This is a genomic window from Streptomyces sp. NPDC059785 (assembly GCF_042732375.1).
Classification (GTDB): Bacteria; Actinomycetota; Actinomycetes; order Streptomycetales; family Streptomycetaceae; genus Streptomyces.
In genome coordinates, this window is sequence record NZ_JBHWHV010000004.1 from 187,475 (window position 1) to 207,179 (window position 19,705).

Annotated in this window: 16 protein-coding genes and 1 pseudogene; 5 read left to right on the forward strand and 12 right to left on the reverse strand. The window is 71.5% G+C overall.

Translation table 11 applies throughout. The features are described 5' to 3' along the window. Positions 1-9: 9 nt before the first annotated feature. Genes ACFV6E_RS04580 through ACFV6E_RS04615 form a run of 8 tightly spaced genes read right to left on the reverse strand, consistent with a single transcriptional unit; the run spans position 10 to position 9,649 of the window. Positions 10-930, reverse strand: coding sequence for a carbohydrate kinase family protein (locus ACFV6E_RS04580; RefSeq protein ID WP_385159447.1), 921 nt, complete (start codon positions 928-930; stop codon positions 10-12). Next, the gene (locus ACFV6E_RS04585) at positions 927-2,057 is read right to left on the reverse strand and encodes a sugar phosphate nucleotidyltransferase (RefSeq protein ID WP_385459360.1); all 1,131 of its coding nucleotides are present in this window, start codon (positions 2,055-2,057) and stop codon (positions 927-929) included. The genes ACFV6E_RS04580 and ACFV6E_RS04585 overlap by 4 nt, the downstream gene beginning before the upstream one ends. Then, positions 2,050-4,179: a glycosyltransferase gene (locus tag ACFV6E_RS04590; RefSeq protein ID WP_385459361.1), complete on the reverse strand. Its 2,130-nt coding sequence runs from the start codon at positions 4,177-4,179 to the stop codon at positions 2,050-2,052. The genes ACFV6E_RS04585 and ACFV6E_RS04590 overlap by 8 nt, the downstream gene beginning before the upstream one ends. A 2-nt stretch (positions 4,180-4,181) precedes the next feature. Continuing rightward, the gene (locus tag ACFV6E_RS04595; RefSeq protein WP_385459363.1) at positions 4,182-5,663 is read right to left on the reverse strand and encodes a hypothetical protein; all 1,482 of its coding nucleotides are present in this window, start codon (positions 5,661-5,663) and stop codon (positions 4,182-4,184) included. A gap of 5 nt (positions 5,664-5,668) precedes the next feature. Continuing rightward, positions 5,669-6,499: an ABC transporter permease gene (locus ACFV6E_RS04600; protein ID WP_385459365.1), complete on the reverse strand. Its 831-nt coding sequence runs from the start codon at positions 6,497-6,499 to the stop codon at positions 5,669-5,671. Next, positions 6,496-7,305: an ABC transporter permease gene (locus tag ACFV6E_RS04605; RefSeq protein ID WP_385459367.1), complete on the reverse strand. Its 810-nt coding sequence runs from the start codon at positions 7,303-7,305 to the stop codon at positions 6,496-6,498. Before ACFV6E_RS04605 ends, ACFV6E_RS04600 begins: the two co-directional genes overlap by 4 nt. Then, positions 7,302-8,333: an ATP-binding cassette domain-containing protein gene (locus ACFV6E_RS04610; protein ID WP_385459368.1), complete on the reverse strand. Its 1,032-nt coding sequence runs from the start codon at positions 8,331-8,333 to the stop codon at positions 7,302-7,304. Before ACFV6E_RS04610 ends, ACFV6E_RS04605 begins: the two co-directional genes overlap by 4 nt. After that, positions 8,330-9,649, reverse strand: coding sequence for an aspartate aminotransferase family protein (locus ACFV6E_RS04615; RefSeq protein ID WP_385459370.1), 1,320 nt, complete (start codon positions 9,647-9,649; stop codon positions 8,330-8,332). Before ACFV6E_RS04615 ends, ACFV6E_RS04610 begins: the two co-directional genes overlap by 4 nt. 277 nt (positions 9,650-9,926) lie before the next feature. Between ACFV6E_RS04615 and ACFV6E_RS04620 the strand changes: the two genes are divergently transcribed. Together ACFV6E_RS04620 and rfbB are read left to right on the forward strand one after the other, a co-directional pair. Beyond that, positions 9,927-10,991: a glucose-1-phosphate thymidylyltransferase gene (locus ACFV6E_RS04620; protein WP_385459372.1), complete on the forward strand. Its 1,065-nt coding sequence runs from the start codon at positions 9,927-9,929 to the stop codon at positions 10,989-10,991. Continuing rightward, positions 10,988-11,965, forward strand: coding sequence for a dTDP-glucose 4,6-dehydratase (gene rfbB, locus ACFV6E_RS04625; RefSeq protein WP_385459374.1), 978 nt, complete (start codon positions 10,988-10,990; stop codon positions 11,963-11,965). Before ACFV6E_RS04620 ends, rfbB begins: the two co-directional genes overlap by 4 nt. Positions 11,966-12,104: 139 nt before the next feature. Here rfbB and ACFV6E_RS04630 read toward each other — a convergent pair whose 3' ends face one another. Then, on the reverse strand, positions 12,105-13,136 hold the full coding sequence (locus tag ACFV6E_RS04630) for a LacI family DNA-binding transcriptional regulator (protein WP_385159427.1): 1,032 nt from the start codon (positions 13,134-13,136) through the stop codon (positions 12,105-12,107). Between the two features lie 491 nt (positions 13,137-13,627). On the opposite strand from ACFV6E_RS04630, the pseudogene ACFV6E_RS04635 reads away from it, so the two are divergent. Together ACFV6E_RS04635 and ACFV6E_RS04640 are read left to right on the forward strand one after the other, a co-directional pair. After that, positions 13,628-13,930: pseudogene (locus ACFV6E_RS04635) on the forward strand (glycosidase); the annotation flags it as partial. A gap of 164 nt (positions 13,931-14,094) precedes the next feature. Further along, positions 14,095-17,088: a carbohydrate binding domain-containing protein gene (locus ACFV6E_RS04640; protein WP_385459376.1), complete on the forward strand. Its 2,994-nt coding sequence runs from the start codon at positions 14,095-14,097 to the stop codon at positions 17,086-17,088. A gap of 78 nt (positions 17,089-17,166) precedes the next feature. Here the strand turns inward: ACFV6E_RS04640 and ACFV6E_RS04645 are convergent, their stop codons facing one another. Beyond that, a complete protein-coding gene (locus ACFV6E_RS04645; RefSeq protein ID WP_385459435.1) occupies positions 17,167-17,409 on the reverse strand; it encodes a DUF5132 domain-containing protein in 243 nt (80 codons plus the stop codon). Positions 17,410-17,638: 229 nt separating this feature from the next. Between ACFV6E_RS04645 and ACFV6E_RS04650 the strand changes: the two genes are divergently transcribed. After that, on the forward strand, positions 17,639-17,851 hold the full coding sequence (locus tag ACFV6E_RS04650; RefSeq protein ID WP_385159423.1) for a hypothetical protein: 213 nt from the start codon (positions 17,639-17,641) through the stop codon (positions 17,849-17,851). Positions 17,852-17,853: 2 nt separating this feature from the next. Here ACFV6E_RS04650 and ACFV6E_RS04655 read toward each other — a convergent pair whose 3' ends face one another. Continuing rightward, positions 17,854-19,131 carry an acyl-CoA dehydrogenase family protein gene (locus ACFV6E_RS04655; RefSeq protein ID WP_385159421.1) on the reverse strand — a complete coding sequence of 426 codons (1,278 nt, stop codon included), beginning with the start codon at positions 19,129-19,131 and terminating at the stop codon, positions 17,854-17,856. 135 nt (positions 19,132-19,266) lie between these two features. Further along, on the reverse strand, positions 19,267-19,509 hold the full coding sequence (locus ACFV6E_RS04660; RefSeq protein ID WP_385159419.1) for an MbtH family protein: 243 nt from the start codon (positions 19,507-19,509) through the stop codon (positions 19,267-19,269). Positions 19,510-19,705 lie beyond the last annotated feature (196 nt).

Genomic DNA, 19,705 nt, shown 5'->3' on the forward strand with positions numbered 1-19,705 from the left:
GGGGGCTCCTCATCCGGCCCGGACGGCGCGGGCGCAGGCCGCGCGCAGTCCGGGCAGATCGATGAACTCGGTGTGGGTGCCGACGGCACCGCAGACGAAGGCACCGCACACGGATCCGGCCAGCACGCACTCCTCCGGCGGCCGCCCGTCGAGCAGGCCGTGCAGGAAGCCGGTGACGAAGGCGTCGCCCGCCCCGTTGGTGTCGACCACCGGGCGCTCCGGCCGCACCGCGGGGAAGTGCCGTGGCTTGCTCTCGCCCCGTTCCAGCAGGTGGCAGCCCGCCGCGCCGTCGGTGGCCACCACGAACCGGGCCCGGCCCTCGTCGATGATCCGGTGCATGACCTGCTCGTACCGGTCGTGGATCGCGGCGGCGCTGAGGAAGACGTAGTCGGAGGAGAGGGCGTAGGTGAGGTGGTGCGGGTTGACCCCGTCCCAGTCGTGCAGATCGGTGGAGCTGGTGATGCCGAGGCGGTGGATGTCCTCGTACAGGTCGCGGTTGTGGCCGATGATCGACAGGTGGACGTGCCGGGACCGCTCCAGGTGCGGCAGGTAGAAGGAGCGGGGCAGCCGCAGGTCCTCCGGGTGCCGGGAGTCGAAGAAGGAGAACCGGCGGCCCTGCGCGTCGACCAGGTTGATGCCGCGCGGCGTGCCGTGCGGGGACACCAGGTGACTGAAGTCGAGACCCCGCTCGGCGTATGCGGCGAGCACCGCGTGGCCCTGCGGGTCGTCCCCGAGGAAGTCGACGAACTTGGTGGCGAGGCCGAGCGCGTGCGCGCCGAGCGCCACGCCGTTGCCGGTGTGCGCGACGTAGTCGATGACGGGCGGCACGTGCAGCGAGTCGCCCGGGGGTACCTCCAGGGTCTCGACGCGTACGACGGTGTCGACGCCTACGCCGCCGACCACCAGGATGTCGTAGGAGGGCGAACTCATGGGTGTGTTCCTTCCAGTAGTGCCGTGCTGTCGGTGACCTGTTGGACGCGGCCGTTCTCCAGGACCACCGCCGAGTCGATGTCGCCGCCGGGCGGCACGACGGCCCCGGGGAGCAGCACACTGCGCCGGACCCGCGCGCCCGCCCCGACGCGCACGCCCGGGAACAGCACGCTGTGCTCCACCCGGCCTTCGTTGACGAGATCGGCGGGCACCAGCGACGCCGTCACCCCGTCGGCGTCCGCCACCCATGCGCGGGCCGTGTCCGGGCGGATGGTCCAGGGCATCCGCTCCACCGGCAGACCGGCGCGCGGGCCCTCGGCGGCCAGCCGCAGATGCGCCCGGTGGTAGCGCTCGACGGTGCCGATGTCCTCCCAGTGCCCGGCCACTTCGTAGCCGCGGATGTGCTCCCCGGCCGCGAGCATCGCCGGGATGACGTCCCGGCTGATGTCGTGCTGCCAGTCGGTGCCGTCGAGCTTCTCCAGACAGCGGCGCAGAACGGCCGCGTCGAAGACGCAGAACGCGGCGAACACCAGGTCGCTGGTCGGCTCGGCGGGCTTCTCCGTGAACTCGGTGAGCCGCCCCGCCCCGTCGAACCGCACCATCCCGAACAGGTGCACCCACCGCCGCTCGATCCGCTGGTACGAGACGGTCAGCGCGGCCCCGGAGGCCCGGTGGGCGGCGACCAGCGGGCCGTGGTCGAAGCGGTAGACGTGGTCCGCGTGCAGGACGAGGATCTGCTCCGGGTCGCCCCCGAAGACGTACTCCGCCTTGTGGATCAGCGCGTCCGCGGTGCCCCGCTCGGCCGGCCGGGTCCGCTCGGGCAGCTCCCGCGGCAGCCCGCCGCCGGCCTCGCGGTAGGCCCGGTCGTACGGCCCGAAGTGCACCCGGAAGTCCGGGTGGCCGTTCCACACCCGGTGCAGGTCGTCCATCAGCTGCCGCTCCTCGTACTGCGAGAGCAGCAGCACCTCGCCCAGGCCCGAGGAACGGGCGTTGGCGAGGCTGAAGTCGATCAGCCGGCAGGCGCCGCCGTACGGCACCAGCGGTTTCAGCCGGCCGGTGCCCAGCGGGCCCATGCGCCGGCCCTCGCCGCCCGCGAGCAGCACGGTCCGCACCCCGTGGTCAGCCATGCCGCACCTCGTCCCAGGTGACCCGGCCCGAGTCCAGCGTGAGCAGCAGCCGGGCCCCCGGCTGCGGTGCCGGTCCAGTGAACTCGCCCTGCGCGGTGCGGCGCAGCTCCCGCACCTCGGGCAGCGCGCGGCCCCGGCCGTCGTCGGCGCCGGGCGTGACGACCTCCACCCGTTCGGCGTGCGGCAGCCGGTACGTCAGGACGCCGTCCGCGACCCGGTGGCGCTCGCGCAGCGCGCGCCGCGGCTCCTCGGGCACCGCCCCGGGGAAGCGCTCCGCGACCCGCTCGCACACCGCGAAGTCGGCCCGCTGCCAGGCGGTGTCCCAGAACCGCCGGGCGGCCGCCGCGTCCAGCGGGGCCAGCCGCTCGTACGCCGCCAGGTCACCGTGGCGCAGCAGGGCCTCCTCGGTGAGTTCGTCGTCACCGAGCAGCTCGAACCAGCCGTGCCGCAGCGCCCGTTCCGCGGGCAGCACCGGTGCCCCGCCCTCCCAGAGCGGGCGGAACGCGGCCAGGTGCAGGTCCGCGCAGTGCTCCCAGGTGAATTGCCGGGCGACCGCGGCGGCCCGCGAGGCCAGCTCGCGGTGGCGCGCCGGGTCCTCGGTCCACAGGGTCACCGCCTCGCGGATCCGCGCGGCCAGGGCGTCGGTGAGCAGCGCGTCGTCCTCGGCGAACGAACGGTTCACCGCGAACCCGGTGGCGTCCGGCTCCGGCAGCGCGTGCCCGAAGTGCGCCATGCCCGCCTGCGCGGTGGCGATCGGTACGGCACCGCAGACCATCGCCTCGCCCTGCGCGATGAGGAAGGTGTCCATCTCGAACTTGGACGGGAACAGGCAGAAGTCGGATGACGCCGCGTACTCGAAGACGCGCCGCTCGCCGACCCGTTCCGACTCCAGGTGCAGCCGCCCCTTGTGCCGGTCGGCGACGTCACGGAAGTACGGGTCGTCGAGCGGGGCGCCGGAGATGCAGCGCAGCACGAAGTTGGCGGCGAGCCCGTCGCTGAGCACCCGGTCCACGGCGCGCAGCAGCTCCAGTTGGCCCTTGTGGTGCAGCGCGTAGCGCGCGTTGTGGAAGAAGGTCGGCAGCGCCGGGTCGAGACCGAGACCGGACAGCACCTCCTCGCGGTCCACCTCCGCCGGGTCCCAGGCCAGCCACTGGTCGGAGATCGCGCAGCCGCCGACGAACATCTTGTGCGCGTTGTCCCGCACGGCCCCGGCGATCGGCAGCTCCCGGAACAGCGCCTCGAACGGCGTGTCACGGAACGCGGCGTAGAAGTCGAGCTGCCCGGGGGAGAGGAAGTCCACCAGGTCGGCGTGGTCCAGGATCAGCCGGTACAGGGCGACATGGTCGCGCGGGTACTCGTAGTGCAGATGGGTGAGCTGCTGGTACTGGCGGACCGGGTCGGCGCGCACCTCGGCCGGCAGCGGCGGGTCCAGCGGCAGCGGCAGCCCGGCGCCGAGGAGTTCGAGGAGCCTGCGCACCTCGGGGCCGTAGACCTTCTTGGTGATCGGCATGTTGCTCTGCACCGTGCTGACCACGGGCTTGAGCGGGTCGTCGCGGAACGCGGCGGGCAGCAGGTAGTGGTAGTACGGCTCGTGGGCGTGCACGAGTGTCTTCTCCGCGCCGAACCAGGCGCGCAGGAACCGCACGCTGTCCACCTGGAAGACCAGCGGCTTGAAGAAGACCAGGTCGCTGCCCTTGGCGGAGTACGGCGGGTAGAAGGTGTCCGGCAGCCGGTCCAGGCAGTCGTTGGAGAGGAAGTACAGATCCACTCCGTCGAGCCGGATGCGGTGCGCGGTGGTGGTGAGCGGGAGGTCCGCCTCGGCGGGGAAGCCCTGCCAGACCTCGGGGTCGAGCAGCAGCGGCAGCGTGTAGGTGTCGGAGTAGTCGAGATCCTCGACGTCGTATCTGGAGCGCAGGTCGTCCAGGCGGCCGTGGGCCGGGGTGACGATGGAGACCCGGTGCCCGCGGGCGGCGAACGCCCGGGAGAGGTTCCACAGATATACCGAGGTGCCGCCCTGGAGGAAGGTGTGGTCGAAGCCGCAGCACTCGAAGTAGGTCTCGACGATGTGCATGCGGGGACCGTCGGAGGTGCGGGGCCCGGTCACGGAATCGGTCTCGGTCACGGTCACGTCCTCGCTGAGGTGGGGGTGGGGGCCGGGGCGTGCGCGGGCACCGGCGCGTGGCGCAGGTCGATCGCGGCGTGGTAGGGGCGGGCGTGGTCGCAGTTGTAGGCGAGTTCGTGCAGCAGTCGGGCCAGGTACAGCAGCCGGCGCAGCGGGTCGCAGGAGCCGGGGCCGAGCAGCAGCCGCAGCACCTGGGCGCGCCACACGTCGGCCGCGCGGAAGACCCGGCGCAGCACGGCGCGCGGTGCGGGCGGCCGGTCGGCGGCGCCGTCCAGCGCGCCCGTCATGGTCTCCAGGGAGTCGACGCCGAGCCGCCCGGCGCTCTCGAACGCCGCCTCGTCCGCGGTGAAGTACTCCAGGGCCCGCTCGATGGCGACCAGGTCCTGTACCGGGGACTGGGCCGCCCAGCCCGGCTCGTCCGGGCCGAGCGCGGGCGTCGACAGGTCGATGACGTGCATCGCCCAGCCGCCGTCCGCGCGCGGCCTGCACAGCAGATGGGACAGGTGCAGATCACCGTGGGCGGGCGCGGACGCGAACGCCTCGGTGCGGTCCTCGAACCGGGTCCGCAGCGCCGCGGCCTCCGCGCGCAGCGCCGCGAAGGCGGTGGCACGCGCACCCTCCGGGAGCGCGAGGTCCGCCGCCTGAAGCACCGTCAGCCGTTCCTCGGCGCGGGAGAGGACGTCGAGCACCGGATACGGCTGAGGCGTGCCGCCGCCGAGGCGGGCGGCCAGGTCCGCGTGGAACCCGGCCAGGAACCGCCCGGCCTCCCGCAGATTCCGCGCGAGCGGCCGCAGATGGTCCCGCACGGTCGCCTCGATGCCCGGAGCCCGGTCCGTGCCGGTCACCTTCGGCCACAGCGAGCGCATGTTCTCCCGCAGCGGGCTGTCGAGGCCGTCGCCCGGCGCGTACCGGTAGAACACGCCGAGCGGGTGCCGGGTGCCGTCCGCCGGGTCGGCGTAGGTGTAGTCGCCCGCCCAGTCCGGGGTGCGGCCGGTGCCGTTCATCAGCCGCAGCAGCTCCGGCTCGCGGACCGGCTCGTCGAGACGCCGGTAGGTCTTGTGCACGTACGGCACGCCCCCGGTCTCCAGCAGGGACAGCGCGTTGGAGGACCAGCCGCGCTCGAAGGGCAGCGCGCGCGGTGTCCCCGCCGCCGGGCCCGTGCCGCGGAAGCGGACGGTGCCGCCGCGCGCGGTGGTCAGCTCGGCCCCGGCTCCGGCGGCCCGCCAGGCGGCGCGGTCGAACTCCGGCCTCCCGTGCGCCTCTTCGCCGCTGTCCGGGGCGAGCGGCACGAAGTACCGCTGCCCCGCCCCGGGCCCGCCGGCCGCGCGCACCACGAGGAGACGGGTGTGCGCGTCCAGCCTCACGTGGTCGGTCACCTCGAAGCGGTCGGCCCGGCGGCCGTCCTCGTTCATCCACGGGGCCGCGCGCAGCAGGGCGCCCAGCGCGTCGCCGTCCGGCACGGGATCCGTCAGGGGGTCCGTCATGGGCCTCAGCTCCCGGTCATCTCGTAGGTGTCGATGCCGCGCCGCCACACGGCCAGGGCGAGGGCCAGGGCGCCGGCGGTCACCACGGGCAGCCAGCCGAGCAGCCCGGCCGAGCCGTGCAGCAGATAGGTGCTCGGCACGTACGCGGTGAAGGCGAACGGCAGGACCCAGGTCAGCAGTCCGCGCAGCGACGGGTGGTAGATGTCGAGCGGGTAGGCGGCGAACTCCGAGACCTGGCCGGCCGCGTACATCGACGGCAGGCTCGTCACGGTCCAGAAGGACAGCGAGGCGAAGAGCAGCTTCACCGCCGTGTGGATCAGCGCCCCGCACAGCACCAGCAGCGGCGCGAGCACCCACTGCGCGGGGGTCGGCGACAGGCCGAGCTCGGCGCCGGTGTAGCCCACCAGGGCCGCGCCGACGACCAGTTCGCCCAGTCCGTCCGGGTGGAAGAAGCGCTCCGACAGCAGCGAGAACAGCGGGTTCACCGGGCGGATCAGATAGCGGTAGAACTCGCCGCGCTGGACGAGCTTGCGGCCCAGCTCCCACAGCTGGTCGGTGAAGAGGTGGTCGAGACCGCGCGGCAGCAGCGAGAAGCCGAGCAGGAACAGCACCTCGTGGTACGACCAGCCGCCGACCGCCGGGACCTGGCGGAAGACCAGGCCGACGACCGCGGTCTGGATGCCGACCCGGACCAGGAACGCGCCCGCGCCCAGCAGGAAGTCCATCCGGTAGGCGGCCAGCCGGTGCAGTCCCACGCCGCCGAGGAACCAGGTGAGGCGCGCGTAGCGCAGCAGGGTTCGGGCCGCGGCCGGTGGCGTGCGCACGGGTGGGGTCATCCGCCGAGCACCTCCAGGCGTCCGAGCGCGGAGCGCCACAGCACGGCGCACAGCAGGGTCAGCCCGGCGGCCCAGGCGAGCTGTCCGGCCAGCACTCCGGCGGCGGCGGACCAGCCGTCGTACCGGCCGAGGAGCAGGGTCAGCGGCCCGTCGACCATGCCGCTGAACGGCAGCGCCCTGGCCAGCGCCGCCAGCGGACCCGGCATGAGCGCGATGGGCACGAGCTGTCCGGCGAAGAAGGCGACCACGCTCTGCTTGACCATGCGCACCCCCCAGGTGTTGGTGGTCAGGAAGCCGGTCATGCCGGTCAGCAGGTTCACGCAGAAGGCGAGGAGCACCGAGCACGCGGTGGACAGTGCGAACAGCAGCAGGTCCAGGGGTTCGGGCCGGGTGAGCGGCACCAGCAGCGCGAACAGGGCGAACACCGGTACGCCGACCAGGACGGCGTTGGCGGCCACCACCGGCAGGCAGGAGAAGAACCGCATCACCGGGTAGCTGACGGGCCGCACCAGCATCACCGCGACGTCGCCCCGGTACACCTCGGCGGCGACCTCGTCGTCCACCCGGTTGGTGTGCAGCACCTGGAGGAGCTGGGCCACCAGCAGATAGGTGGTGATACCGCGCTGGTCGAAGCCGCCGGGGCCGCTGCCGGGGTCCGCGGCGTACACGGCCCGCCACAGGAAGACGGTGACCGCCGCGCCGGCCGCCGCGGTCATCGCGGTCATGGCGAACGTGGAGCGGTACTGGAGCAGGGACTGCAACCCGCTGGTGGCGAAGGGCAGGTAGGTGCGCAGCCGTCCCGTCATGCGTCGCCGCTTCCCGCGGCGGCGGGCTCGGCCGCCCTCGAACCGCTGTAGATCTGCCGCAGCACGTCCTCCAGATCCGGTTCGGGCGCGTACCAGTCGGCGAGGTCGAAGCGGTCGAGGAGGAAGGCGAGCACCTGCCGGGAGGTGTACGCGCCGGTCGGGTACTCGACGCGGATGCGCCCCTCGTCCCCGGGCAGCGCGCGCACGCCGGGCAGCCCCGCCTCGATGGTGCCGAGCGCCGCCGTCACCGAGGTGGTGTCGCGGTGGTCGAAGACGACCGCGCGGTGCCCCGAGGTCCGTAACAGCTCGTGCAGGGAGCCCTGGTGCACGACCCGGCCGTGGTCCACGACCAGGGCGCTGTCGCAGATCGCGGCGATGTCGGCGATGTCGTGGCTGGTGAGCACCACGGTGGTGCCCAGCTCCCGGTGGGCGCGGTTGACCAGCTCGCGCACCGCGTCCTTGAGCACCATGTCCAGTCCGATGGTGGGCTCGTCCCAGAACAGCACCTCGGGGTCGTGCAGCAGGCTCGCCGCGATCTCCGCGCGCATCCGCTGGCCGAGGCTGAGCTGCCGTACGGGGGTGGAGCCGAGCGCGTCGATGTCGAGGAGCTCCCGGAACAGCGCGAGGTTGCGTTCGTAGACGGCGTCCGGGATGTCGTAGATGCGGCGCAGGATGCGGAAGGAGTCCGGGACGGACAGGTCCCACCAGAGCTGGCTGCGCTGGCCGAAGACCACGCCGATGCGGCGGGCGTTGAGCTGCCGGTTGCGGTACGGCTCCAGGCCCGCGACCAGGCAGCGGCCCGAGGTCGGGGTCATGATGCCGGTGAGCATCTTGATGGTGGTCGACTTGCCCGCACCGTTGGCGCCGATGTACGCCGTCTTGGTGCCGGCCGGGATCTCGAAGGACACGTCGTCCACGGCGCGCACGATGCGGTGGCGGCGGGTGAGCAGCGTGGAGAGGCTGCCGAGCAGGCCGGGCCCCCGTTCGGCCAGCTTGAATTCCTTGACCAGGTGTTCGGCGACGATCACGCGACCACCCGCTCGGCGGTCGGGCCGCCGGTGACCCGCTCGATGGCCTCGCCCAGCAGGGTCAGGCCCTCGTCCAGCAGATGCTCGTCGATGGTGAACGGCGGTGCGAGACGCAGGACGTGCCCGCCGAGCGCGACCCTGAGCCCCAGGTCGAGGGCGGTGGTGTAGACGGCGCGGGCGATGTCGGGGGCCGGGGTGCGGCTGCCGGGGTCGGAGACGAACTCGAGCCCCCACAGCAGCCCGAGCCCGCGCACCTGGCCGAGCTGGTCGAACCGCTCGTCCAGTGCCGCGAGCCGCTCCCCGACCCGTGCGCCGAGGGTGCCGACGCGCTCGATCAGCCGGTCGCGCTCGATCACCTCCAGGGTGGCGTGGGCGGCGGCGATCCCGAGCGGATTGCCCGCGTACGTCGACGCGTACGCGCCCGGGGTCGCGGCCTCGGGGCTGCGCAGGAGCTCCGAGCGGCCGGCCAGCACGGCGAACGGGAAGCCGTTCGCCGTGCCCTTGGCCAGCATCGCCAAGTCCGGTTCCAAACCGAGCAGTTCGCTGGCGAGGAAGGCGCCCGTGCGGCCGCCGCCGGTCAGCACCTCGTCGGCCACCAGCAGCACGCCGCCCTCGCGGCAGGCCTCGCCGACCCGCTCCCAGTAGCCCGGCGGCGGCACGACGACCCCGGCGGCGCCGAGGACGGGTTCGAAGACCAGCGCGGAGACGTTCGGCTTGCGGGCGATGTGCCGCTCCACCAGAGCCGCGCACCGCACCCCGCAGGAGGGGTACTCCAATTCCAGCGGGCAGCGGTAGCAGTAGGGCGCGTAGCCGAGCACGCTGTTGCCGCTGAACGACTGGTGGCCGACGTCCCAGTGCACCAGCATCCTGGCGCCCATGGTCTTGCCGTGGAAGCCGTGGCGCAGCGCGCCGATCCGGTTGCGGCCGAGCGCGGCGGTCGACTGCACGACCCGCAGGGCCGCCTCGACGACCTCCGCGCCGGTGGAGAAGAACGCGTAGGTGTCCAGGTGGCCGGGGAGCAACCGGGCGAGCAGTTCTAGGAGTTCGGCGCGGTCCGGGGTCGCGCTGTCGTGCACGTTCCACAGCTTGTGCGCCTGGGCCGTAAGGGCCTCGACGACCTCGGGGTGACCGTGTCCGAGCGACTGGGTCAGGGTGCCGGCGGCGAAGTCGAGGTACTGGTTGCCGTCGAGGTCGGTCAGGACGGGCCCCCGGCCCTCGGCGAACACCCGGCGCCCGTGCTCGGTCTCCTCGGACGCGCCGGGCGCCAGATGGCGGGCCTCTCTCTCGAGCTGCCGGGCTTGCCGGATACCTGTCACCTGCGGCCCCCACGGGTCGGACGGACTGCCTTGCGTTCGGGCGAACTGCACCGCGTGGCAACGGCGTTGGACCGGCCGCTCCGGTGCTGCGGGAAGTGAGTCAAACACCCTGCCCCGACCGTCCGCAAGCAATTGCAGAAAGTTTCAGGTCGGTCTTGCGGTCGCCGGTGCCGCTCTGCTTGAGTCGGGGTGACCTTCCGGCAGTACCACGCCACTGGCCCGAGGAGGGCGCGTTGAGAGCACAACCCCAGAAGGCCTCGTTACCCCGGAGTCCCAGGTGAAGGCGCTGGTGCTGGCCGGAGGCACCGGCAGCAGGCTCAGACCCTTCACCTACTCCGGTGCGAAGCAACTGCTTCCGATCGCCAACAAGCCCGTGCTGTTCTACGCCCTCGAATCCCTCGCCGCGGCCGGCGTCCGCGACGTCGGCATCGTCGTCGGCACGCACGGTCCGGCCATCCGCGAACTGACCGGCGACGGCGGCGGGTTCGGCCTGCGGATCACCTACCTTCCGCAGCCCCGGCCGCTCGGGCTCGCGCACGCGGTCCTGATCGCCCGCGACTTTCTCGGCGACGACGACTTCCTGCTCTACCTCGGCGACAACTACGTTCCCGAAGGCGTCACCGAGCTGACCCGCGGCGCGTCCGCACCCGCCGCGGCCCGGCTGCTGGTGACCCGCGTCCCCGACCCGTCCGCCTTCGGCGTCGCCGAGGTGGACGCCGGTGGCCGGGTGCTCGCCCTGGAGGAGAAGCCCGACACACCCCGCAGCGACCTGGCCCTCATCGGTGTCTACGCGTTCAGCCCCGCCGTGCACGAGGCGGTGCGCGCCATCGGCCCCTCGGCCCGCGGCGAACTGGAGATCACCCACGCCATCCAGTGGCTGATCGACCAGGGACACCCGGTGCACGCCACCGTCACCACCCGGCCCTGGCGGGACACCGGCAGCGTCGAGGACATGCTGGAGGTCAACCGCGAGGTGCTCGACGTCCTCGAAGGCGGCGTCGAGGGCAAGGTCGACCCGGGCAGCACCCTGGTCGGCCGGGTCCGGGTCGCCGAGGGCGCCGTCGTCCGCGGCTCGCGCGTGGTCGGTCCGGTCGTCATCGGCGCCGGCGCCGTCGTCAGCAACTCCAGCGTGGGGCCGTACACCTCGATCGGGGAGGACTGCCGGGTGGCGGACAGCGCCATCGAGTACTCCGTCCTGCTGCGCGGCGCCCGGATCGAGGGGGCGGTCCGGATCGAGGCGTCCCTCATCGGCCGCGGCGCCGTGGTCGGACAGGCCCCGCACCCCCCGCAGGCCCACCGTCTCGTGCTCGGCGACCACAGCAAGGTGCATCTCACCTCATGAGCTCAACGATCCTCGTCACCGGCGGAGCCGGCTTCATCGGATCCGCCTACGTCCGTCATCTGCTCGGTCCCGACGGCCCCCGGGACACGGCCGTGACCGTCCTGGACAAGCTCACCTACGCGGGCAGCATCGCCCGGCTCGACCCGGTCGGCGCACACCCCGGCCTCACCTTCGTCCGGGGCGACGTGTGCGACACGGAACTGGTGGCGTCGCTGGTGGCCGGGCACGACCAGATCGTGCACTTCGCGGCCGAGTCGCACGTCGACCGCTCCATCGAGGACGGCGGCGCGTTCGCCCGCACCAACGTGCTCGGCACGCAGGTCCTCCTCGACGCGGCCCTGCGGCACGGCGGACGCACCCTCGTGCACGTCTCCACCGACGAGGTGTACGGCTCGATCCCGCGCGGCGCGGCCACGGAACACACCCCGCTCGCGCCGTCGTCGCCCTACGCGGCGTCCAAGGCCGCCGCCGACCTGCTCGCCCTGGCCTACCGGCACACCCACGGCCTCGACGTCCGGGTCACCCGCTGCTCCAACAACTTCGGCCCCTACCAGCACCCCGAGAAGCTGGTTCCGCGCTTCCTCACCGCCCTCCTGGACGGCGGCACCGTCCCGCTCTACGGCGACGGCCTCCAGATACGGGACTGGCTGTACGTCGACGACCACGTCAGAGCCCTCGAACGGGTCCGGCTCGCGGGCCGCCCGGGAGAGACCTACAACATCGGCGGCGGCACCTCACTCACCAACCTGGACCTGACGCACCGGCTGCTCGCACTGTGCGGCGCCGGACCCGAGCGGATCCGCACCGTCGACGACCGCAAGGGCCACGACCGCCGCTACGCGGTGGACCACACCAAGATCACCGACGAACTCGGCCACCACCCGCGCGGCGACTTCGACTCCGACCTCGCCGCGACGGCCGACTGGTACAAGCAGCACCCCGACTGGTGGCGTCCCCTGCTCACGGCGCCGTGAACGGGCGGCGGCACCCCGGGCCCGCGGCCTGGAAGAGCGCGTCAGTGGCCGGGCTCGCGCCTCGCCCCGACGGCGGCGCCCCCGCTCACCGCCCCGACAACCGGCGGCCGGAGTCCCTCCCCATGCCCGCCGGCATGTGTCAGCGGCCGGAGCCCCCGCGCGGCGCGCACGCGGTCGACCCCCGTACCACCAGCTCCGGCATCACGACGAACTCGGTGCGCGGCGCGGGGCGGCCCGCCATCTCCTCCCGCAGCAGCTCCACGGCGACCTGCCCCATCGTCTGCACCGGCTGCCGGATCGTCGTCAACGGCGGATCGGTGAACGCGATGAGCGGGGAGTCGTCGTACCCGATCACCGAGAAGTCCCCGGGCACGGCCAGCGCACGCTGCCGCGCGCAGCGGACGGCGCCGAGCGCCATCATGTCGCTCGCGCACACCACGGCCGTGCACCCCTGGTCGAGCAGCGCCGCCGCCGCGGTCCGCCCGCCCTCCAGGGTGAACAGCGAGTGCCGGACCAGCCCGGCCGACTCCTCGGCCGTGAGCCCCAGCCGCTCCCGTACGGCGCCGCGGAAGCCGTCGATCTTGCGCTGCACCGGCACGAAGCGCGCGGGCCCCACCGCCAGTCCGATGCGGGTGTGCCCGAGCGCCGCGAGATGGGTCACGGCCAGGTCCATGGCGAAGTCGTCGTCGGGGGAGACGGACGGCGCCCCGACCGCCGGCGAGAAGCCGTTGATGAGCACGAACGGCACCTGCCGCGCGAGCAGCCGGTCGTAGCGCCCGGTGCCCGCGGTGGTGTCCGCGTGCAGCCCGGAGACGAAGATCAGGCCGTCCACGCCATGGCTGACCAGCATGTCCGTCAGCTCGTCCTCGGTCGAGCCGCCCGGGCTCTGGGTGGCGAGCAGCGGCGTGTGGCCGAGGCGCGTCAGCGCCTGGCCGATCACCTGCGCCAGCGCGGGGAAGAACGGGTTGTCCAGCTCGGGGGTGATCAGTCCGACCAGTCCGGCGTCGCGCTGCCGGGGCCGCGAAGGCCGCTCGTAGCCGAGCGCGTCGAGTGCCGCGACGACACAGGCACGGGTGTCCGGGGCGACGCAGCGCGCGCCGTTGATCACGCGGCTGACCGTGGCCTTGCTGACCCCCGCCCGGTCTGCGATGTCGGCGAGCCGCGCGGTCATGGCAGGCGACTGTAGCGGGTGACCGCCCCGTTGCCCACAGTGAGGCGGGCCGGACGGGCGGTGGCCGGAAGGCTCCGCGACCGGCCCCGGGGTCGGGGCAGCGGGGCTGCGGGGCGGCATACGGCCGCGGAGCCCGGACCGTGCGACCGGTCCGGCGAGCCGGGCGCGTGAGGGAACGGATGCGTTCCATCCCTCCGGCGCGCCGGACCGGAAGTGCGGTTGAACGTAACACCGTTGCAAGCATTGCGAAAGACATTTCAACGTTCGACTTCGCCAACGTGCGGGAAATCCGCTGGGCTCGGGCTTCTTCCGGAGGAGGTGAAGGTGTGGGTGCGGCAAGGGTTGACCAACGGGGGAGGGGCTCGTACGGTCACGTCCGCAAGTCGTTCTGATGTTTTGCAGCAAGAACCGTCCAACAGTCCTTCTGGCACGGGCGCGTTGCCGCTTAGGGCCTCTCGTCCGCACCCCCGCTTCGTGGATCAGGGGGAACCATGGCCAGGAGAACCGTGGCCGCTGCACTCGCCCTCGTGGCGGGAGCCGCTGTGGCCGTCACGGTGCCGGGCACCGCGCAGGCCGCGCCGCCCGGCGACAAGGGCGTCACGGCCGTGATGTTCGAATGGAGGTTCAGCTCGATCGCCACCGCGTGCACGAACGACCTGGGGCCGGGCGGCTACGGGTACGTCCAGGTGTCCCCGCCGCAGGAGCGGGTCCAGGGCACCCCGTGGTGGACCGCGTACCAGCCCGTCAGCTACAAGATCGACACCAGGCTGGGCGACCGCACCGCGTTCAAAGCGGGCGAGTCCTGGGCCGCCGCACCTCTTTACGTGCTTGTCATGGACCAGTAATCTCCGGCACAAACTTGCAGCAACTTTCAGCAAGGCATGCCTACTCCGCTTGTGGCGCGCGAGGGAGTGGGGGAACAAGGCCGCAGCGCTGCGGCCCGGACTGAGGAGCCCTCTTGAGTCATCCCTCGCGTCGCAGACGCCGCCGCCCCGCGGGCACCGTGCTCGCCCTGGTCGCGGCCCTCCTGGTGACCCTCCTGCCCGGCCTGCCGTTCGGCGCGGGCACGGCTCGGGCGGCGGACGCCGGCACCGCCACCGTCTACTACTCGACGACCGCCACCAACTGGTCCGCGTACAACCTGCACTGGGCCCCCTCCGGCGGCTCCTGGACGACCGTCCCGGGCGTCGCGATGGAGGCGGCCTGTACGGGCTGGGTGAAGAAGACCGTGGACCTGGGCACCGCCACCGCCTGGCAGGCGACGTTCAACAACGGCAACGGCGTCTGGGACAACAACGGCGGGAACAACTACCAGCTCGGCACCGGCCTGATCACCGTCAAGGACGGGACGGTGGCCCACAGCGACCCCTGCGCCGGTACGGATCCGGTCGAGGGCACCGGCGCGACCGTCTACTACTCGACCGCCTCCGTCGGCTGGACCACGGTCAACCTGCACTGGGCGCCGACCGGCGGCTCGTGGACGACCGTCCCCGGCACCGGCATGGAGGCCGCCTGTACGGGCTGGGTGAAGAAGACCGTCGACCTGGGCACCGCCACGACCTGGCAGGCGACGTTCAACAACGGCAACGGCACCTGGGACAACAACAACGGCGCCAACTACCAGCTCGCGTCCGGCGTCTCGACGGTCAAGAACACGGTCGTCACCAAGAACGCCAAGGACCCCTGCGCCGCCGAGGAGCCCGACACCACGGCGCCCTCCGCTCCGGCCCAGCTCAAGGCGACCGTGTCCAACACCTCGGTCGTGCTGACCTGGTCGGCCGCCACCGACGACACGGGCGTGACCGGCTACCAGATCACCCGCTCCGGCGGCACGAAGGGCACCTCCGTCATCTCCGCCACGTCGACGGTGTACTCCGACACGGGACTCGAACCGAAGACCACGTACACCTACACGGTCAAGGCGCTGGACGCCGCCGGAAACCTGTCCCCGGCGAGCGCCGAGGCCGCCGCGACCACCGGTGAGCAGCCGGCCCAGACCTCGGGCACCCCACTCGGCGGCGACCCCCGCAAGGACCCCATCTACTTCGTCCTCACCGCCCGCTTCTACGACGGTGACTCCTCCAACAACCGGGGCGGCAGCCAGCACGTCAAGTCGGGCAACGCCGCCAACAACGACCCCATGTTCCGCGGCGACTTCAAGGGCCTGGTCAACAGACTCGACTACATCAAGGGCCTCGGCTTCTCCGCGGTCTGGATCACTCCGGTGGTCCTCAACCGCTCCGACTACGACTACCACGGCTACCACGGTTACGACTTCTACAAGGTCGACCCGCGCCTGGAGTCCGCCGGCGCCTCCTACCAGGACCTGATCGACGCGGCCCACGCCAAGGGCATGAAGATCTACCAGGACGTCGTCTACAACCACTCCTCCCGCTGGGGCGCCAAGGGCCTGTTCACCCCCACCGTGTACGGCGTCCGCGACTCCGAGTGGAGCTGGTACTACGACGCGAAGAACGAGGGCTTCGAGTACGACGGCCTAACCGTGGAGCCCGTGTCCGGGAAGGCGTACTACAACGGCGACCTCTGGTCGACGGCCGAACCGTCGGGCAACACCTGCGTCAACTGGGGCAAGCCGACCGGCGGCAAGAGCGCCGAGGGCTACACGCTCTACAACTGCCAGTGGCCGAGTCCCACTTCGGGCATGTTCCCCAAGGCCCTGTACCACCAGTGCTGGATCGGCAACTGGGAGGGCGAGGACTCCCGCTCGTGCTGGCTGCACGAGGACCTGGCGGACTTCAACACCGAGAACACCCAGGTGCAGAACTATCTGATCGGCGCCTACGACAAGTACATCGACATGGGCGTGGACGGCTTCCGCGTCGACACGGCCGTGCACATTCCGCGCGTCACCTGGAACCGCCGCTTCCTGCCCGCGATCCAGGAGCGGGTCACCCAGCAGTTCGGCGCGGCCAAGGCACAGGACTTCTTCGTCTTCGCGGAGGTCGCGGCCTTCGTCAACGACAAGTGGAACCGCGGCTCGGTGAACCACTCGGCGCAGTTCTACACCTGGAAGGAGCGGGGGGAGTACGACGCCGACGACGAGAAGGCGGCCCTGGAGCAGTACACCTACGAGGAGCAGCTGGGCACCGGCAGCCAGCCGACGTCCACCAACGCCTTCCTGGACGGGAACACGTACCACACGCCCGATCGCAGCAAGTTCTCCGGCATGAACATCATCGACATGCGGATGCACATGAATTTCGGTGACGCGTCCAACGCCTACAACAACGGCAAGGACTCCGACGACTCGACCAACGACGCCACCTACAACGTCGTCTACGTCGACAGTCATGACTACGGGCCCAACAAGTCGTCCAACCGCTATGCGGGCGGCACCGACGCCTGGGCGGAGAACATGTCACTGATGTGGACGTTCCGCGGGATTCCGACGCTGTACTACGGCTCGGAGACCGAGTTCCAGGCGGGCAAGCAGATCGACTGCGGACCGACCTGCCCGCTGGCCTCCACCGGCCGCGCGTACTACGGCGACAAGCTCGAAGGCACGGTCACGGCCTCGGACTTCGGTACGGTCTCCGGCGCGTCCGGCGCTGTGGCGACCACGCTCGACGCGCCGTTGGTCAAGCATGTGCAGCGGCTGAACCAGATCCGCCGGGCCGTGCCCGCGCTCCAGATGGGCCAGTACTCGACGGCCGACATCTCGGGGAACATGGCGTACAAGCGCCGCTACACGGATGCCGCTTCGGGGGTGGACAGCTTCGCTCTGGTGACCGTGACGGACGGCGCGACGTTCAGGAACATTCCGAACGGCACCTACAAGGACGCGGTCACGGGTGACGTGAAGACGGTGACCGACGGAACGCTGACCGCGGCCGCCCCCGGCAAGGGGAATCTACGGGTGTACGTCCTGGATCTGGGCGGCAAGAACGCGGCACCGGGAAAGATCGGCACCGCGGGCCCGTATCTGAAGTAGTGCTTCGGAAGAAACTCTGACGGCCCTGGCCCGCACTTCCGGACCCGGCTTCGTCCGACCGCCGAGCGGCGGTCGATGCTACGAGGTCGCGCTGGAGGTGCGGGCCTTCTTCGTGGTCTGGCGGGGCACCTCAGGGCTCTCCTGGAGGTCGGCGGCGAAGACCTCGGCGCTGGCCTCGGCGGCGATGTCGCTCAGATCCTCATTGATTTCGTGGGCGACCCGCTTGGCGTCCATCGCCAGTTTCACGGAGCCCTTGACCGTCCCGCGGATGATCTTTTTGACGAGGGGGGCCGAAGCTGCCCCAACCAGAAATACGGGAATAAGCATGATGGGTGCAGCCCTTCTCGCGGCATGTCGGAATACCCGGCAATGTCCTCAGAATTCGACTTTAGCGTCTCCGGTAGCCACTTCACCAGGATGATCCAGCATTTTCACCCTTTCGGGTGCAGCCTTGGTTCGGTTGATCTCCTCCGTCTCCGCCTGGGTACCGTGCAGCCCGGGGCATGCCGCGCACGGCATCCGCCACGTCTTCTGTGAGTGAGGAGTCATCATGGGGAATTCCGCGACCGGCGATCCCGTTCCCGCTGGACAGAATGAAGGGGAGGAAATTCTTTATTCCGCGGAAGTGCGCCATGCGAAAGGAAAGTGCACGCTCACCATCAGCGACCACGTGGACGGCAGCGTGGAAGTGTACGTGGTTCCCAAAGCGGCCCTGCGGAAACTCCCCTTCTATCTCGCGATGCTCCGCAGCAAACTTTCCTGAATTCATCCGTGCCGTTGTGCCACCAGGGACGGGACCGCCGGCGTACTCATGAGCAGGGAATGGGCCAGGGCGCTGTAAAGGGTGTCGTTCGGCCCGTCTGCGATCCGCAGTCCCCGAATGTCCCGCAGCCGCTTCTCCATCGGCGTGCACCGCGTGTACCCCTCGCTGCCGTGGAGCTGGAGCCCGACGTCGACGGCGCGGTACGACGTGTCAGTGGCGAGCGCCTTCGCGGCGGAGCAGGCCGCCACGTCGACGCCGTCGCCGTGCCGCTCCATCCGTTCCAGCAGGGAGAAGCACCAGGCCGTGGCCGCCTGGACCTCGGCGGCCGCGGTGCCGAGGCGGGCGACGACGGAGGGCACGCTCGCCAGGGACGTGCGGCCGACGCTGCGCCGGCGGGCCCGGGCCATCGTCTCCTCGATCGCGGCGGTCGCCGCGCCCAGACAGACCAGCGCCATCATCAGACGCCAGTTGGAGAAGTGCACGTCGAAGATGAGGCGGCCCTCCCCGGGCGCGCCGAGCAGCAGGTCCTTGCCGACCCGTACGTTGTCGAAGTGCAGATGGCCCAGACTCCAGCCGCGCAGCCCCAGTTGGTCGGCGGTCTCGGTCAGGATGCCCGCGGTCGACGTCGGCACCCACAGCGCCGTCAGGGGCACCTCGCGCAGCCAGGTGCCGTCCGTGTCCGCCGCGACGGCCTGTTCGGGTCCGACCACCTTGCAGAAGACGACGAAACCGGTCGCCTCCTCGACCCGGCTGACCAGGCCCTTCGTGCCCGACAGCAGCAGATGGTCGCCGTGGTCGACCGCCACCGTCCGCAGGCCGCGCAGATCGGAGCCGGAGTGCGGTTCGCTCGACGCCACGCCCGCCAACTCGCCGCGCTCCACCACGCGTTCGCGTACCGCCTGGGTGACGACGGGAGTCCCGTGGCGCAGGGCCATGGCGCCGTGTCCCGTGCTGAAGATCTCCCGGGCGTCGCAGTCGCGCCGACCGGCCAGGAATATCGCCAGTCCCTGGGCCGTACGTCCGAGGTCCGGGGGCACGACCGGGTCCCGGGCTCCCGCCGGTCCGTGTCCGCCGCCCGGCTCGACGGCGGCGCACGTGAGGTCGAAGCCCGTCAGGCCGGCCTCGGCGGCGTGCCGGCGCAGTTCGAGCCAGCGCGGCCGGGCCGCGGCCTCGGTGCCGGGCTCGGGCAGGTGCGTGTCGAGGAAGTCGGTGACCCGCGAGGAGAAGTCCTCGAGGGCCGGGTGGCGGGAGAGAACGGCACGGGGTTCGGTGAGGGTCACGGCGGTGTCCTAGACGGTTCGGGGGATGAGCGGACGCACCGGGCGGAGGCCCGCGGGCGGCTTGCCGATCGTTCGGAGTGCGAGGACCCGGGCGGCGGGTGAACGGCCGTTGCCGCGGCGGCCGTTCACCACTGGTCACCGCCGGTGCCGGTCCCCGTCTTCGTCGTCCATGGCCTCGGCGAGACTGCGGGGCCGCATGTCGGTCCACGCCTTCTCCACGTAATCGAGACATGCCTGACGGGTGTCCTCGGGGTGGGCTGTGGTCCAGCCGCCGGGCACCTCGGCGAAGGCGGGCCACAGCGAGTGCTGGCCCTCGTCGTTGACGAGCACCAGGAAGCGGGCTGTGTCGTCCTCGAACGCGTTGGTCGGGTGCGTCATGTCGGCTCCTGTTCTGCTCCCGACGGGCCGACCGGGCGACTGGGCCACGGTGGCCGGACGGGCGTGGTGAGGGCCTGGGACCTGACCCATCATGGCAGGTCAGCGGCGGTTTTCCGATGGCTGTGATGTTGCTGCCACCCGAACGAATGACAAGCGGTCCGCGAGCCCGGAAGGGCAGCGCGGAGCCCGCGCCGAG

What these genes read in the sequence shown, in the direction of transcription:
- ACFV6E_RS04580 (WP_385159447.1), bottom strand. Translation starts at nt 930, where the DNA reads ATGAGTTCGCCCTCCTACGACATCCTGGTGGTCGGCGGCGTAGGCGTC.
- ACFV6E_RS04585 (WP_385459360.1), bottom strand. Translation starts at nt 2,057, where the DNA reads ATGGCTGACCACGGGGTGCGGACCGTGCTGCTCGCGGGCGGCGAGGGC.
- ACFV6E_RS04595 (WP_385459363.1), bottom strand. Translation starts at nt 5,663, where the DNA reads ATGACGGACCCCCTGACGGATCCCGTGCCGGACGGCGACGCGCTGGGC.
- ACFV6E_RS04600 (WP_385459365.1), bottom strand. Translation starts at nt 6,499, where the DNA reads ATGACCCCACCCGTGCGCACGCCACCGGCCGCGGCCCGAACCCTGCTG.
- ACFV6E_RS04605 (WP_385459367.1), bottom strand. Translation starts at nt 7,305, where the DNA reads ATGACGGGACGGCTGCGCACCTACCTGCCCTTCGCCACCAGCGGGTTG.
- rfbB (WP_385459374.1), top strand. Translation starts at nt 10,988, where the DNA reads ATGAGCTCAACGATCCTCGTCACCGGCGGAGCCGGCTTCATCGGATCC.
- ACFV6E_RS04630 (WP_385159427.1), bottom strand. Translation starts at nt 13,136, where the DNA reads ATGACCGCGCGGCTCGCCGACATCGCAGACCGGGCGGGGGTCAGCAAG.
- ACFV6E_RS04650 (WP_385159423.1), top strand. Translation starts at nt 17,639, where the DNA reads ATGGGGAATTCCGCGACCGGCGATCCCGTTCCCGCTGGACAGAATGAA.
- ACFV6E_RS04660 (WP_385159419.1), bottom strand. Translation starts at nt 19,509, where the DNA reads ATGACGCACCCGACCAACGCGTTCGAGGACGACACAGCCCGCTTCCTG.